Below are 14752 nucleotides of genomic sequence, written 5' to 3'. Positions count from 1 at the left end.
GATACCGTGAGGCCATGAGCACTCAGGTGCACCGGCGCCGGCGCAGGGCGCCGCGCCGCAGGGGCGCCGCGCCGCACTGGCTGGCGCAGCTCCCCTACCTGCTCGTGCTCAGCGGAGTCGGCGCCGGCCTGACGCTGTGCGCCTTCAACTACTTCCGCAAGGGCTCCGGCCTGATGGCCGCCGCACTGCTGATCGGCGCGCTCGCCCGGCTGCTGCTGCCCGAGTCGCAGCTCGGCCCGCTCGCCGTCCGCAGCCGGTCGGTCGACTGCTGGACGCTCGTCGTCCTCGGCGAGATGGTCGCGTTCGTGTCGTTGAGCGTCCCGCCGATGAACAAGACCGGCCTCGTCCTCGCGGGCGCGTTCGGCGTGCTGATCGCGCTCACCGCGGCGGCGCGCGGCATCCGGCTGCTCATCGCCGGACGCCGCTCCGCGGGCGGCCCATCACCCGGGAACGGGCCGCCGGGTTAGCGCGTCGTCCCAGGTGGAGGCGTTCTGGGCCGGGCCAGGTCTAGACCGCGTGACCGCCTCGGCTAGCCTAGCCAGTTGAGCCTTACAAGGACTGCTGGCCAGGTGTAGGAAAGGGACAGCACAAGCATGCCCAAGATCAAAGTAACGGGCCCGGTCGTCGAACTCGACGGCGACGAAATGACGCGGATCATCTGGAAATTCATCAAGGACCAGTTGATCCTGCCCTACCTCGATGTGGACCTGAAGTACTACGACCTGGGGATCGAGCACCGTGACGCCACGGACGACCAGGTCACCATCGACGCGGCGAACGCCATCAAGGAGCACGGCGTCGGTGTCAAGTGCGCGACCATCACCCCCGACGAAGCGCGCGTCGAGGAGTTCGGCCTGAAGAAGATGTGGCGGTCCCCGAACGGGACGATCCGCAACATCCTGGGCGGCGTGATCTTCCGCGAGCCGATCGTCACGTCCAATATCCCCCGCCTGGTCCCCGGCTGGACGAAGCCGATCATCATCGGCCGCCACGCCCACGGCGACCAGTACAAGGCCACCGACTTCGTCGTCCCCGGCCCGGGCAAGGTGACGATCACCTACACCCCGCGGGACGGCTCCGAGCCGATGGAGCTGGAGGTCGCGGACTTCCCCGGCGGCGGCGTCGCGATGGGGATGTACAACTACGACGACTCCATCCGCGACTTCGCCCGGACGAGCATGCGGTACGCGCTGAGCCGCGAGATGCCGCTGTACCTGTCGACGAAGAACACGATCCTCAAGGCCTACGACGGCCGGTTCAAGGACCTCTTCCAGGAGATCTACGAGACCGAGTTCAAGTCGGACTTCGAGGCCAAGGGCCTGTCCTACGAGCACCGGCTCATCGACGACATGGTCGCCGCCGCGCTCAAGTGGGAGGGCGGGTTCGTCTGGGCCGCCAAGAACTACGACGGCGACGTCCAGTCCGACACCCTCGCGCAGGGCTACGGCTCCCTGGGCCTCATGACGTCCGTCCTCATGACGCCGGACGGCAAGACCGTCGAGGCCGAGGCCGCGCACGGCACGGTGACCCGCCACTACCGGCAGCACCAGCAGGGCAAGCCGACGTCGACCAACCCCATCGCGTCGATCTTCGCGTGGACGCGGGGCCTGGAGCACCGCGGCAAGCTCGACAACACCCCCGAGTTGATCGACTTCGCCCGCAAGCTGGAGCAGGTCTGCGTCGAGACGGTCGAACACGGCCAGATGACCAAGGACCTCGCCCTCCTGGTCGGCCGTGAGACCCCCTGGCTGACGACGCAGGAATTCCTGGAGGCCCTCGACACCAACCTCCAGAAGAAGATCAACGGCTGACACCCCTCCGCCGAGGCCGTCCCGGAGCGATCTGGGGCGGCCTTTCGCGTGGGGGCGGCATGCCGGTGGGTGCACCTGGGCGTCGGCGGGTAGGGGCTGCGCGATAACCTGACCCACGAAAGTATCTCGACGGCGAGAGAAACCGCGGCGGCGCGGCTCTTCGGCGGTCGGGTTCGAAGGATGGCCGCCTGAGCCCCGTCAGGTCACAGCAGGAGAAGGACGCATGACGCGCACCCCAGTCACAGTCACCGTTACCGGCGCCGCGGGCCAGATCGGCTACGCGCTGCTGTTCCGCATCGCGTCCGGGCACCTCCTCGGCGCGGACGTCCCCGTACGCCTGCGCCTCCTGGAGATTCCGCAGGCGGTGAAGGCCGCCGAGGGCACCGCCATGGAGCTGGACGACTGCGCGTTCCCGCTGCTGTCCGGCATCGACATCTTCGACGACGCCACCAAGGCCTTCGACGGCGTGAACGTCGCGCTGCTCGTCGGCGCCCGCCCCCGCACCAAGGGCATGGAGCGCGGCGACCTGCTGGAGGCCAACGGCGGCATCTTCAAGCCGCAGGGCGAGGCCATCAACGCGGGCGCCGCCGACGACGTCAAGGTCCTCGTGGTCGGCAACCCGGCCAACACCAACGCCCTGATCGCGCAGTCGCACGCCCCGGACGTCCCCGCCGAGCGCTTCACCGCGATGACGCGCCTCGACCACAACCGCGCGCTCGCCCAGCTCGCGAAGAAAGTCCGGGGGACGGGGGCACGCGTCTCCGTCGCCGACATCAAGAAGATGACGATCTGGGGCAACCACTCCGCCACCCAGTACCCGGACATCTTCCACGCCGAGATCGCCGGCAAGAACGCCGCCGAGACGGTCAACGACCAGAACTGGCTGGAGAACGACTTCATCCCGACCGTCGCCAAGCGCGGCGCCGCGATCATCGAGGCCCGCGGCGCCTCCTCGGCCGCGTCCGCCGCGTCCGCCGCCCTCAACCACGTCCACACCTGGGTGAACGGCACCGCCGACGGCGACTGGACGTCCATGGCGGTCGTGTCGGACGGCTCCTACGGCGTCCCCGAGGGCCTGATCTCGTCCTTCCCGGTCACCACGAAGGACGGCAGGTGGGAGATCGTCCAGGGTCTGGACATCGACGACTTCTCGCGTGCGCGCATCGACGCCTCGGTGAACGAGCTGTCGGAGGAGCGCGACGCCGTCCGCAAGCTCGGCCTCATCTGACCCTTCACGCGGACGAGCCCCGGACCGACCGAGGTCCGGGGCTCTTCCGTTGCGCCGCGTTTGCCGGAACCGCACAGCGATGTGCCTGATCACGGCGGGCCGGGAAGGCTGGGAACGTGCTGGCTTCGTCCACCGAGAGGGAGGCACCATGCCCGCCACGACCGGCCGCAGGCGCCGCCGCGACACCCCGCCGCCCCGGACGGGAAGCAGCGAGACCGAGGTCCTGCGCGGATTCCTCGACTACCTCCGCGCCTCGATCGCCGCGAAGGTCGACGGCGCCCCCGAACCGCGGGTCCGGGCGGCCATGGTGCCGTCGGGCACGAACCTGCTCGGCCTGCTCACCCACCTGACGTCCGTCGAACGCTCGCTGTTCCTCGGCGAGGAGGTCGCCGACTGGCAGGCGACGTTCGAGGCGGCGCCGGAGGACGGCGTGGCCGAGGTCGTCGCCCGCTACCGGGAGGCGGTCGAGCGTGCGAACGAACTCCTGGACGGGTGCACCGACCTCGCCGCGCCCGTCCCGCGGCCCCGTCCGGGACGCCCCGCTCCCAGCCTCCGCTGGGCGCTCACCCACATGATCGAGGAGACCGGCCGCCACGCGGGCCACGCGGACATCCTCCGCGAACTCATCGACGGCCGAACCGGCCGCTGAGACGAGCCGGTTCAGGCCGCCGTCGCCACGTAGTAGACGTTCACCGGGTCCCCTTCGACCGATCGGACCTGGACGTCGGTGAAGCCGGCGTCCCCGAGCATCCGCCGGGCGGTCTGCTCCCCCCAGACCGTGCCGAGGCCGGCGCCGCCGGTGCTCAGCGAGGTGGTCATGCAGTAGAACACCGAGAAGCCGAACAGCGCGGGCCCGAAGGGATGCCCGACGTTCTCCTCCAGCTTGCTGGACGCGGCGAAGTCGCCCATCAGGAAGGCGCCGCCATCGCGCAGGGACGCGGCGACGGCGTTCAGGACCTCCTGCGGCCGGGCCAGGTCGTGGATGACGTCGAAGGCGGTGACCAGGTCGTACCGGCCGTCGATCTGCGACGCGTCGCCGATCGTGAAACGGACGTTGTCCAGGGACAGCCGGCCGGCCTCCTCGCGGGCGGCCGAGACGCCTTCCTCCGACTGGTCGAGGCCGTGGAAGCGGCTGCGCGGGAAGGCCTGCGCCAGGACGATGGGCGCGTGCCCCTGGCCGGTGCCCACGTCCAGGACGTCGATGCCGGCGCGCAGCCGTTCGGTGAGGTCCGGCACCAGGGGGACGATCGTGTCGACGAGCGCCGCGTCGTAGACGCGGGCCGTCTCCCCCGCTTGGAGGGCCTGGAAGCGGGGGTACGCGGAGTAGGGGACGCCGCCGCCCTCGCGGAAGCATCCGACGACCTGCTGCTCGACCTCGCCCATCAGCGCGATGTACGGCATCATCCCGGCGAGATTGTCGACGCCGGCGGCGGTGGTGAGCGAGGCGGCGTGCTCAGGCGGCAGTGTGTAGGTCGCCTCGTCGGGCTCGTATTCCAGGATGCCTCCGACGACCATGCCGCCCAGCCTCCCGCACGTACCGCTCGTCGAGGTGCGCCGCCTCGGCGATCTCCTGGCTCGTGGACGGGGGCAGTGTGCTCAAGGTGTCGAACAGTCCGGTCTGGTGGCCGACGCTCACGAGGAGGGCCAGCGCGCCCTTGTTGAGCACGTCGACCATGAGGCCGGTGAACGCCTCCTGCCGCGCGGTGTCCGTTGACACGGCCCCCTCCTCGGCTCAGAACGGCATCGTCTCCCCTCCCTACCCGCGGCGGAGGCGATGAGAAAGGGCCGTGCACCAACTATTGCCAGATCCGGCCACCCCCTTTCGCTCCGTGTCACCAGGTCGGTCCGGCGGGGGTCAGTGCCGAGACGCCGACGCCGTAGGGGACGAGGAGCGCCAGGTAGCCCAGGGCCAGGGGCACGCTCTTGAACCGGAGCGGCCGGCGCGTGTCGTACAGGAGGCCCAGCGCGATGGCCGCACAGGCGAAGCCGGCGATGGCGAGCAGCACGGCGGCCGCCATGTCCCACCACAGGTTGGCGGCGGCGGCCGCGGCGAATCCGAGCAGGGCGATGCCGAACGTGCGGGTCCCGCGCCAGAGGGCGCGCAGGGGTGCCGGCATGCGTCCCTCCACAGGATGGTGTGCTGGTCGAACCGTAGCGGTGGCAAATGATCTGAAGGCGTCGGTACCGGTCGCTAGGGTGTGATCCGCTCGGGAAGGTGATCGGGGAGGCGGACGGTGGCGGATCAGGCGTTTCAGGTGGATCTCCGCGGGGTGGTGGACCTGCTGAGCCGCCACCTGTACGCGAGTCCGCGGGTGTATCTGCGGGAGCTGCTGCAGAACGCGGTGGACGCGATCACGGCGCGGGGCGCGGGCGGGCGGGTCGAGATCGAGACCGGTGGCGGGACGCTGCGGGTCGGCGATGACGGCGTCGGGTTGACCGAGGACGAGGTCCACACGCTGCTGGCGACGATCGGACGGTCGTCCAAGCGGGACGAGCTGGGGTTCGCGCGGCACGACTTCCTGGGGCAGTTCGGCATCGGGCTGCTGTCGGCCTTCCTCGTCGCGGACGAGATCGAGGTCGTGACCCGGTCGGCGCGGGGCGGTGACGCCGTCCGGTGGACGGGCCGGTCGGAGGGCAGTTACCAGGTCGAGCCGGGGGAGCGGGACGAGCCGGGGACGACGGTCATGATCAGGGCGCGTCCCGGGGCGGAGGAGCTGCTGAGTCCGGGCGTCGTCGCCGAGCTGGCCCGTACCTACGGGTCGCTGCTGCCGGTCGAGCTGGTCGTGGACGGTGTGCCGATCAGCGGGGACGGGCCGCCGTGGCGGGCGCCCCACCGGGATCCGGCCACGCGGCGGCGGGCGCTGGAGGCGTACTGCGAGGACCTCTACGGGTTCACGCCGTTCGACGTCGTCGACCTGGACGTGCCGGAGGCGGGGCTGACCGGGGTCGCGTTCATCCTGCCCGCGCCCGTCTCGCCGACCGCGCGCGGCGCGCATCGCGTCTACCTGAAGCGGATGCTGCTGGCCGAGAGCGTCGAGGGGCTGCTGCCCGAATGGGCGTTCTTCGCCCGGTGCGTCGTGGACGCCGGCGAGCTGCGGCCCACCGCGAGCCGCGAGGCCCTTTACGAGGACGAACTGCTCGACGCGACCCGGCAGGGGCTCGGGGACGTCCTGCGGCAGTGGCTGGTGCGGCTCGCCGAGACCGACCCGGCGCGGCTGCGCGCGTTCCTGCGGCTGCACCAGCTCGGCGTGAAGGCGATGGCCCTGCACGACCTCGACATGCTCCGGATCGTCGACCGGTGGCTGGAGTACGAGACGTCGTCCGGGCCGATGACGCTGCACGAGTTCCGCCGCCGGCATCCGGACGGCCGGTTCACCGGGAGCGTGGACGAGTTCCGGCGGATGTCGGCGGTCGCGGGCGCGCAGGGCGTCGGGCTGGTCAACGGCGGCTACGTGCACGACACCGAGATCATCGAGCGGCTGCCCGACCTGGACCCCGACATCCGGCTGGCCCGGCTGGACGCGGCGGAGCTGACCACGACGTTCGGCGTGCTCGACCCGGCGGCGGAACTGGCGCTGCGGCCGTTCCTGGCGGCGGCGCAGCGGGCGGTGGAGCGGCTCGGCTGCGAGGTGGTCGTCCGCGACTTCGACCCGGCGTCGCTCCCGGCGCTGTATCTGACCAGCCGCGACGCGCAGTTCCGGGACGAGCTGGCGCGGGCGCGGGAGGAGGCGGACGAGCTGTGGGCGGACGTGCTCGGCGCCGTCAACGCGTCCGCCGGCGTCGAACGTCCCCGGCTGGTGCTGAACCACCGCAACCCGCTGGCCCGGCGGGTCATGTCGCTGGGTGACGGCGGGCCGGTCGAGCCGGCCGTCCAGGCCCTGTACGGGCAGGCGCTGCTGCTCGGCCACCATCCGCTGCGGCCCGCCGACACGGCGGTGCTGAACCGTTCCTTCATCGGCCTGCTGGAGTGGGCCGTCCACTCCCCGGAGGCTCCCGAATGACCACGGACGACGTCTACACCCTGATGGCGCGGTCGCAGGAACTGCCCTACGGGGAGGCCCGGACCGTCCTGGTCGAGGACGCGCTGCGCCGCGCGGAGGCCGCCGGCGACGAGGTGCTGGCGTTCCACGTCCGGGTCCGGCTGACCGACGCCTACCGGTACGGCGGCGAGCCCGCGAAGGCGTTCGCGACGTTCAGCCGGACGCTGGCCGACCACGACCGCGACCCGGGCCGGTTCGACGAGACGCACGGCCTGCTGTGGCAGATGAAGGCGATCGTCAGCTCCCTCACGCTCTTCCCCGAGATCCCGCTCGACCGCGCCTACGCCGTGCTGGACGACATGGAGCGCCGCTACAAGGCGGGCGGGCACAGCCTCCAGGCGGTGTACCACTACCGCAACGTGGTGGCACGGCACGTCGGCGACGGCACGGCCGACGAGTGGTACCTCAAGTGGCGCGCGGCCAGGCGGGACGAGCTGTCCGACTGCGAGGGCTGCGACCCGACCGGCATGGCCCGCCACCTCATCGAGGCCGGGCGTCACGAGGAGGCGTTCGAGGTCGCCGCGCCCGTGCTGAACGCGCAGCTGAACTGCAACGAGCAGCCGCAGTCCATCCAGACGGCGCTGCTGCCCGTGTACCTGCGGACGGGCCGCGCCGAGCAGGCCGCCGACGCGCACCGCCGCGCCTACCGGGTGCACCGGGCGCGGCTCGCCGACCTCGCCGACATCGCCGAGCACCTGGAGTTCTGCGCGGTCACCGGCAACGAGGCGCGCGGCCTGGAGATCCTGCAGCGGCACCTCGGCTGGCTGGACCGGGCGCCGAGCGCGCACGCCGACATGGAGTTCTCCGCCGCGGCGGCCCTCCTGCTGGACCGGCTGACGGCCACCGGGCACGGCGCCGCCACGATCCGCAGGTCCGGCCCGGACGGGCGCGCGGCCGACGTCTCCCTCCAGGAACTGCACGCGGAGCTGGCGGAACGCGCGACGGCCCTGGCCGCCCGGTTCGACGCCCGCAACGGCACGCCGCACCAGGGCGACAAGGTGCGCGCCACGCTTGCCGCCGAGCAGGCCGCCGAGTTCGTCCCGCTGGCCGCGCACCATCGGCGTCCGGCGGCCCCGGCGCCCGAGCCCGCCCCGCAGGACGATCTCGCCGCCGTGGACGACCTCGCCGCCGTGGACGACCTCGACGAGATCCTCGACATCGCCGACCGGCGCCGCAGGAGCAGCGACGTGCCCGGGATGCTGGCGGCCTGGCGCCGGTTCGACGCCGTCGCCGAGGCGGCCGGCCCGACGCCGCTGCAGAAGGCCCGCCGCCTGGACGCCCGGGGCGTCGAGCACGCCGTCGGCGGCGCGGGCGAGGACGCGGTCGCGTGCTGGACGGAGGCGGCCCGGCTGTTCGGCGAGCTGGGCGAGGAGACCCGCCGGCACCGGACGCTCGGCCGGCTCGGCGCGCTGCGCATCGACCTCGGCGACGAGGGAGGGCTGGAGCAGGTGACCGCCTCGGCCGATCACTTCACCGCGCATCCGGGGGAGGACGGCGACGCCGCGCCCGCGCTGCTCCGCCTCGCGACCGCGCACATCAGGTTCGACCGTCCCGCCGACGCTCTCGCCGTGCTGGACCGGGTCGACCCGCAGGACGCGCCCGACCGCGCCGGTGAGCTGTGGTTCCTGCGCGGGCAGGCGCTCCTGCTGACCGACCGCGTCGACGAGGCGGTGGCGGCCCTGCGCCGTTCGCTGGAGACCGCCAGGGACGCCGCCGACTCCGAACTGGTCGCCTCGCCCGCGCTGCTGCTCGCCCGGACGCTGGCCCGGCGCGAAGGCGGCCCAGGCGACGAGGTGTTCGCGCTGCTCGACGAGGTGCTGGCCGCGCTGACCGGCCCGTCGCCGATGCGCGCGGCGGCGCACTCCGAGCGCGGCCTCGCCTTCCTCGCCACGGACCGTCCGGCCGACGCCGTCGCCGACCTGGTCGAGGGCATCGCGGGGTGGACGGCGGAGGGCCTGCACCCGCAGGCCGTGCAGCTCCGCGTCGACCTCGCCGCCGCGTACCTGTCGACCGACCGCGCGCTGGAGGCGGCGGAGACCGCCGAGGAGGCGCTGCCGGGCCTCGACACCGACGACGCGCGGCGCTGCCGGCTGATCCTCGCGCACGCGCAGAAGGAACTGGGCGAGGAGGACGCCGCCGCCCTGTTCCAGGGCCTCGCCGAGGAGGCCGCGCGGGAGGGGCAGCACGACGCCGTCCCGCACTTCCTCCACGAGTCGGCCGACGTCCTGACCGGCCTCGACATGGACGCGCAGGCCGCCGAACGGTACGCGCAGGCCGCCGAGGCGTACGAGAAGGTCGGCGACCCGCTCGGCGTGGTCCGCGCCCGCCGCCGCGCCGCGATGTGCCTGATGTGGAGCGGCGAGACGGACGAGGCGGTGACCGCCATGGAGACGGCCCGCGCCGCGCTGGCCGGCCTGCCCCCGGAGGACGAGCCGCTGCGCGTCTGGGAGACCGCGCTGACGTCGTTCGAGCAGGCCCGCGTCCTCGCCCGGGCGGGCCGCCTCGACGAGGCCGCCGCCCACGCGTCCGCCGCCGCGGACGGCTTCACCGCCGTCGACCAGGCCGAGCCCGCCGAGGACGCCGCCCGCCTCCTGGAGGAGATCAGGAACGCCCTCGGCGGCTGACGCGCGACCTTCACCGGCTGGCGGGGGCCGTCAGCTGAGGCGCTGCGCGCCCGGGGACGGGACGGCGTCCAGGAACCCGGGCGGCGTCCAGCCGCGCTTGGCGTAGGCGGCGGTGATCGCCTCCCGCACCCCGTCGGCACGGGAGACGGGGGTCAGGACGATCACGGACCCGCCGAAGCCGCCGCCGACCATGCGTCCGCCCCGCGCGCCCGCCCGGACCGCCGCGTCCACGGCGGCGTCGGCCTCGGGCCACGACACCTCGAACTGGTCGCGCAGCGACAGATGCGACGCGTTCAGCATCGCCCCGAACTCGGGCAGCGCGCCCGCCCGCAGCAGGCCGACGCTCGCCTCGACGCGGTGGTTCTCGGTGACGACGTGCTGGACGCGCCGCCGCAGCACGGGGTCGCGCAGCGTCCCCAGCGCCCCGGCGAGGTCCTTGACGTCGCGCAGGGCCTCGACGCCCAGCGCCGCCGCCGCCTCCTCGCATTCGGCGCGGCGGCGGCCGTACTCGCCGCCGGTCAGCGCGTGCGCGGCGCGCGTGTCGACCACCAGGAGGGCCAGGCCGGCGGCGGCCGGGTCGAACGGGACCTGGGACGACAGCCCGCTGCGGCAGTCGAGCATCAGCGCGTGGCCGGCGGTGCACAGCAGGGACGCCGACTGGTCCATCAGCCCGCACGGCATGCCGACCTGCTCGTTCTCCGCGCGCTGCGCCAGCCGCGCCAGCGCCGGACGGTCGATCTCCACGCCGTGCAGGTCGCAGAGCGCCAGCGCCGTCGCGCATTCCAGCGCGGCGGACGACGACAGCCCCGCCCCCTGCGGAAGATCGGAGTCGATCAGGAGGGACGCGCCGCCCGTCCCGTGCTCGCGCAGGACCCGCGCCACACCGACCGGATACGCCGCCCACGCCCGCTCGGCCGGCCACCCCTCGGAGACGACGGGCGGGCCGTCCGCGGGCGCCGTCACGGCGGTCGCGGCCTGCCGCGACCGGACCTCGATCACGCCGTCGTCGCGGCGCGCGGCGGCCACCGAGACCCCGCGCGACAGCGCGAACGGCAGCACGAACCCGTCGTTGTAGTCGGTGTGCTCGCCGATCAGGTTGACCCGGCCCGGCGCGTGCCAGACGCCGTCCGGAGCCCGCCCGAACGCCGCCGCGAAGCCCTCGATCACCGGGACCGCAGGAAGGTCCACGCGTCGTCGACCATGGTGCGCAGGTCCCGCTCGGGCTTCCAGCCCAGCCGCTCCTGGATCTTGTCGGACGAGGCGATCAGCACCGCCGGGTCGCCGGGCCGGCGCGGCGCCACCTCGGCCGGGATGTCGCGGCCGGTGACCTCGCGGCACACGTCCACGACCTCCCGGACGGAGTTGCCGGTGCCGCTGCCCAGGTTGAAGATCTGGTGCGCGCCCGGCTCGCAGGCGTCCAGCGCCAGCAGGTGGGCGCGGCCCAGGTCGACCACGTGGATGTAGTCGCGCACGCAGGTGCCGTCCGGCGTCGGGTAGTCGTCGCCGAACATCTTCACCGCCGACCCGCCGCCCTGCGCGATCTTCAGCACGTTCGGGATCAGATGGGTCTCCACGGAGTGCCGCTCGCCGTGCCGCCCGTAGGCGCCCGCCACGTTGAAGTACCGCAGCGACACCCCGCCGATGCCGTGCAGCCGCGCGTACTCGGCGAGCGTCGTGTCGATCGCCAGCTTGGACGCGCCGTAGGGGTTGGTCGGACGGGTCGGGTCGGTCTCCACGATCGGTGTCGACTCCGGCTCCCCGTACGTCGCCGCCGTCGAGGAGAACACGATGCGGGGGACGCCGGCGACGCGCATCGCGTCCAGCAGCGCCAGCGACTCGCCCAGGTTCTTGTCCCAGTACAGGCCCGGCTTCTCCACCGACTCGCCGACGAGGGACCTGGCCGCGAAGTGCAGCACGGCCTCAAAGCCGGCCCCGGCGAGGACGTCCGCCGCCATGTCGCGCAGGGTGCCGCGCACCAGCCGGGCGCCGTCCGGCACCGCGTCCTCGTGCCCGGTGGACAGGTCGTCCAGCACGACGACCTCGTGCCCCGCCTCCAGCAGCAGAGCGGACACGACGCTGCCGATGTAGCCGGCGCCTCCGGTGACGAGCAGCTTCACTGACGGACCTCCACGGAGAGACTCTGGGACGGCGGGGTCCGTCCAGGCTATCCGGAACCTCGAACGGGGAAGGGATAACGCATGGACCGGACGCCGCCCGGCTCACCGCCCCGGCCGCCCGCGGTGCCCGTGCGCCCGCTGGTGTGGCTGCTGTCGCGCTCGGCGAACCTCGTCGTGCGGCTGTCGGGCGGCGACCCCGGCGCGCTGCGCGAGGAGATCACCGCCGAGCGGATGCGGGCGCTCGTGGCCGAGAACACCCAGATCGCCGCGGACGAGCGGGCCCTGATCGAGGAGGTGTTCGCGGCGGGGGAGCGGCCGCTGCGCGAGGTCCTCGTGCCGCGCACCGAGGTGGTGTTCCTGGACGCGGCGCTGTCGCTGACCGCCGCCGCCCGGCTCGCCGCGCGCAGCCCGCACTCCCGGTTCCCGGTCTGCCGCGACTCCCACGACGAGGTGATCGGGTTCGTCCACATCCGCGACCTGCTCGCGCCCGACGCGCCCGGCGCGGGCGTCCCGGTGGGCGATCTGGTGCGTCCGGTGAAGTTCCTGCCGCCGTCGAAACGGGTACTGCCGGCGTTGTCGGAGATGCGCCGCGAGGGCTGCCACCTGGCGATCGTCATGGACGAGTATGGCGGCGTCGCCGGAATCGTCACCCTTGAGGACCTCCTGGAGGAGCTCATCGGCGACATCCGCGACGAATATGATGTGCAGGACGCGCAGGCGCGGCGCCTGCACGGCGGGGTGGTCGAGGTCGACGGCCTGCTCAACCTGGACGACTTCGCCGCCGAGACCGGCATCCGGCTGCCCGACGGGCCGTACGAGACGGTCGCCGGGCACATCATGGCGGTGCTGCGCCGGGTGCCCGCCGAGGGCGACTCGGTGGACGCCGGCGGTCGCCGCCTCGCGGTCGCCCGGATGGACGGCCGCCGGGTGGCGCGCGTGCGCGTCATGCCGCGCGCGGCGCCGCAGGTCGTACCGGCGCCGTCCGGCACGCCGCCCGCGACCCCGCGAGCGGTGCCCGGCGACGCCGCCACGGCCCCGCCCAGCGGGCAGGCCACCAGCGGCGGAGTCCCCCGTGACACCTGAGAGAATTGTGCACATGCCCGAAGCGCCCAGCCAGCAAGCGTCCGGAACCACCGCGGCGAAGCCGCGCGTACTGTCCGGCATCCAGCCCACCGCCGACTCGTTCCACCTCGGCAACTACCTGGGCGCGCTCCGGCAGTGGGTCTCCATGCAGGAGACGCACGACGCGTTCTACTGCGTGGTCGACCTGCACGCCATCACGATCGAGCACGAGCCCGCGCTGCTGCGCCGCCGTACGAAGGTCGCCGCCGCGCAGCTGTTCGCGATGGGTCTCGACCCCGACCGCGCCACCGTGTTCGTGCAGAGCCACGTCCCCGAGCACGCCGAGCTGGCGTGGGTCCTCGGCTGCCTCACCGGGTTCGGCGAGGCGGGCCGCATGACCCAGTTCAAGGACAAGTCGTCCAAGCAGGGCACGTCCGGGACGAGCGTCGGCCTGTTCACCTACCCGATCCTGCAGGCCGCCGACATCCTGCTCTACACGCCCGACCCCGCCGAAGGGAAGCGGCCCCTGCGCGTCCCCGTCGGCGAGGACCAGCGGCAGCACCTGGAGCTGACCCGCACCCTCGCGCAGCGGTTCAACCACCGGTTCGGCGAGACGTTCGTGCTGCCGGACGCGCACATCCCCGAGGGCGCCGCGAAGATCACCGACCTGCAGGAGCCGGGCGCCAAGATGAGCAAGTCGGCGTCCTCCGCGCAGGGGATCATCGACGTGCTGGAGGAGCCCGGCCCGATGCGCAAGAAGATCATGCGCGCGGTCACCGACACCGGCTCCGAAGTCGTCTACGACGAGGAGAAGAAGGCCGGCGTCACCAACCTGCTGCGGATCTACTCCGCGCTGGAGGGCACGTCCGTCGCCGACCTGGAGACCCGCTACGCGGGCGCCGGCTACGGGCAGTTCAAGAAGGACCTCGCCCAGGTCGTCCTGGACACGTTCACACCGATCAGGGAGCGCACCCTCAAGCTGCTGGACGACGAGGACGAGCTCGACCGGCTCCTCGCCCGGGGCGCCGACCGCGCCTCCGAGGTCGCCGTGCGGACGATGGAGACGGTGCGCGAACGGGTGGGATTCGTGGGACGTGGTCGCTGACCGCCCACCACGCCACGCCGCCGCGCCGGGCCAGGGGGAGGCCCCCTCCGCGGCCGAGACCACGATGGTCGGCGGCCTGCCGGCCACCACCGGTCCCGGCCGCCGCGCGATCGGCGTCGCCATCCCGATCCCCGACCCGCACGGCTCGTTCCTGCAGGCCAGACGCGCCTCGTTCGGCGACCCCCTGGCCCACGCGATCCCGACGCACATCACGCTCCTGCCGCCCACCGAGGTGGACGAGGCCGCGCTGGAGGGCATCCACCGGCACCTGTTCCGGGTCGCGCGCACCGAACACCCGTTCACGATCAGATTGCGCGGCAGCGGAACGTTCCGGCCCGTCTCACCGGTCGTATTCGTGGCGCTCGCCGAAGGAATCGGCGGCTGCGAACGCGTCCAGGAAAAGGTTCTGTCGGGCCCCCTCGCCCGCCCGCTCCCGTTCCCGTACCACCCGCACGTCACCATCGCCCACCACCTCCCCGACGACGTCATGGACCGCGCCTTCAAGGAACTGGCCGGCTACGCCGCCGACTTCCAGGCCTGGGGCTTCTCCCTCTACGAACACGGCCAGGACGGCGTCTGGCGCCGCCAGAACGACTACGTCTTCTCTCGGGGGGGCGACCCCCCGAGCCCCCCGGCTGCGCGGCACGGGTCTCCTCGCTCCGGTCGCTAGCAGGTTCACCGGGTGCGTTGACCTGCGGCGTGTTGTTGGTATGAGCGCGTCGGAAGCAACAACACGCCGCGGGTCAACGACGTGGTGGCCCGGTC

General features: G+C 72.9%; 14 protein-coding genes. 9 read left to right on the top strand and 5 right to left on the bottom strand.

Annotated elements, in window-relative coordinates:
- Positions 1-14 precede the first annotated feature (14 nt).
- From SM611_RS30420 to SM611_RS30405, 4 genes are all read left to right on the top strand, one after another.
- Positions 15-467 carry a DUF3017 domain-containing protein gene (locus SM611_RS30420; protein ID WP_371953749.1) on the top strand — a complete coding sequence of 151 codons (453 nt, stop codon included), beginning with the start codon at positions 15-17 and terminating at the stop codon, positions 465-467.
- A 126-nt stretch (positions 468-593) separates the two neighbouring features.
- Positions 594-1811 (top strand): NADP-dependent isocitrate dehydrogenase, encoded by a 1218-nt coding sequence (locus tag SM611_RS30415; RefSeq protein WP_371953748.1) that lies wholly within the window; start codon positions 594-596, stop codon positions 1809-1811.
- 223 nt (positions 1812-2034) lie between these two features.
- Entirely contained in the window at positions 2035-3039 is a 1005-nt protein-coding gene (locus SM611_RS30410; protein WP_371953747.1) for a malate dehydrogenase, read from the top strand.
- 148 nt (positions 3040-3187) lie between these two features.
- Complete coding sequence (locus SM611_RS30405; RefSeq protein ID WP_371953746.1) at positions 3188-3688, top strand: DinB family protein; 501 nt, start codon at positions 3188-3190, stop codon at positions 3686-3688.
- Between the two features lie 11 nt (positions 3689-3699).
- Here the strand turns inward: SM611_RS30405 and SM611_RS30400 are convergent, their stop codons facing one another.
- The 3 genes from SM611_RS30400 to SM611_RS30390 form a co-directional block, all read right to left on the bottom strand.
- Positions 3700-4554 carry a class I SAM-dependent methyltransferase gene (locus SM611_RS30400; protein WP_371953745.1) on the bottom strand — a complete coding sequence of 285 codons (855 nt, stop codon included), beginning with the start codon at positions 4552-4554 and terminating at the stop codon, positions 3700-3702.
- On the bottom strand, positions 4493-4756 hold the full coding sequence (locus SM611_RS30395; protein ID WP_371953744.1) for a hypothetical protein: 264 nt from the start codon (positions 4754-4756) through the stop codon (positions 4493-4495). Before SM611_RS30395 ends, SM611_RS30400 begins: the two co-directional genes overlap by 62 nt.
- A 115-nt stretch (positions 4757-4871) precedes the next feature.
- Complete coding sequence (locus SM611_RS30390; RefSeq protein WP_371953743.1) at positions 4872-5156, bottom strand: hypothetical protein; 285 nt, start codon at positions 5154-5156, stop codon at positions 4872-4874.
- A 117-nt stretch (positions 5157-5273) separates the two neighbouring features.
- On the opposite strand from SM611_RS30390, the gene SM611_RS30385 reads away from it, so the two are divergent.
- On the top strand, positions 5274-7040 hold the full coding sequence (locus SM611_RS30385; RefSeq protein ID WP_371953742.1) for an HSP90 family protein: 1767 nt from the start codon (positions 5274-5276) through the stop codon (positions 7038-7040).
- The gene (locus SM611_RS30380) at positions 7037-9703 is read left to right on the top strand and encodes a hypothetical protein (protein WP_371953741.1); all 2667 of its coding nucleotides are present in this window, start codon (positions 7037-7039) and stop codon (positions 9701-9703) included. Before SM611_RS30385 ends, SM611_RS30380 begins: the two co-directional genes overlap by 4 nt.
- 30 nt (positions 9704-9733) lie before the next feature.
- Here SM611_RS30380 and galK read toward each other — a convergent pair whose 3' ends face one another.
- The gene (galK, locus tag SM611_RS30375; protein WP_371953740.1) at positions 9734-10891 is read right to left on the bottom strand and encodes a galactokinase; all 1158 of its coding nucleotides are present in this window, start codon (positions 10889-10891) and stop codon (positions 9734-9736) included.
- Positions 10867-11820 (bottom strand): UDP-glucose 4-epimerase GalE, encoded by a 954-nt coding sequence (gene galE, locus SM611_RS30370; protein WP_371953739.1) that lies wholly within the window; start codon positions 11818-11820, stop codon positions 10867-10869. The genes galK and galE overlap by 25 nt, the downstream gene beginning before the upstream one ends.
- Positions 11821-11901: 81 nt before the next feature.
- Here galE and SM611_RS30365 point away from each other — a divergent pair, with 81 nt between their 5' ends.
- The 3 genes from SM611_RS30365 to SM611_RS30355 are packed head-to-tail and all read left to right on the top strand — an operon-like array spanning position 11902 to position 14657.
- Entirely contained in the window at positions 11902-12903 is a 1002-nt protein-coding gene (locus tag SM611_RS30365; protein ID WP_371953738.1) for a hemolysin family protein, read from the top strand.
- A gap of 13 nt (positions 12904-12916) precedes the next feature.
- A complete protein-coding gene (gene trpS, locus SM611_RS30360) occupies positions 12917-13987 on the top strand; it encodes a tryptophan--tRNA ligase (protein WP_371953737.1) in 1071 nt (356 codons plus the stop codon).
- Positions 13977-14657, top strand: a complete 681-nt coding sequence (locus tag SM611_RS30355; protein WP_371953736.1) for a 2'-5' RNA ligase family protein — start codon at positions 13977-13979, stop codon at positions 14655-14657. Before trpS ends, SM611_RS30355 begins: the two co-directional genes overlap by 11 nt.
- The last annotated feature ends 95 nt before the right edge of the window (positions 14658-14752 follow it).

Source organism: Actinomadura monticuli (assembly GCF_041463655.1).
Classification (GTDB): Bacteria; Actinomycetota; Actinomycetes; order Streptosporangiales; family Streptosporangiaceae; genus Spirillospora; species Spirillospora monticuli.
Note: the sequence above shows the minus strand (reverse complement) of the source record. Positions and strands in the feature narration are given on the sequence as shown.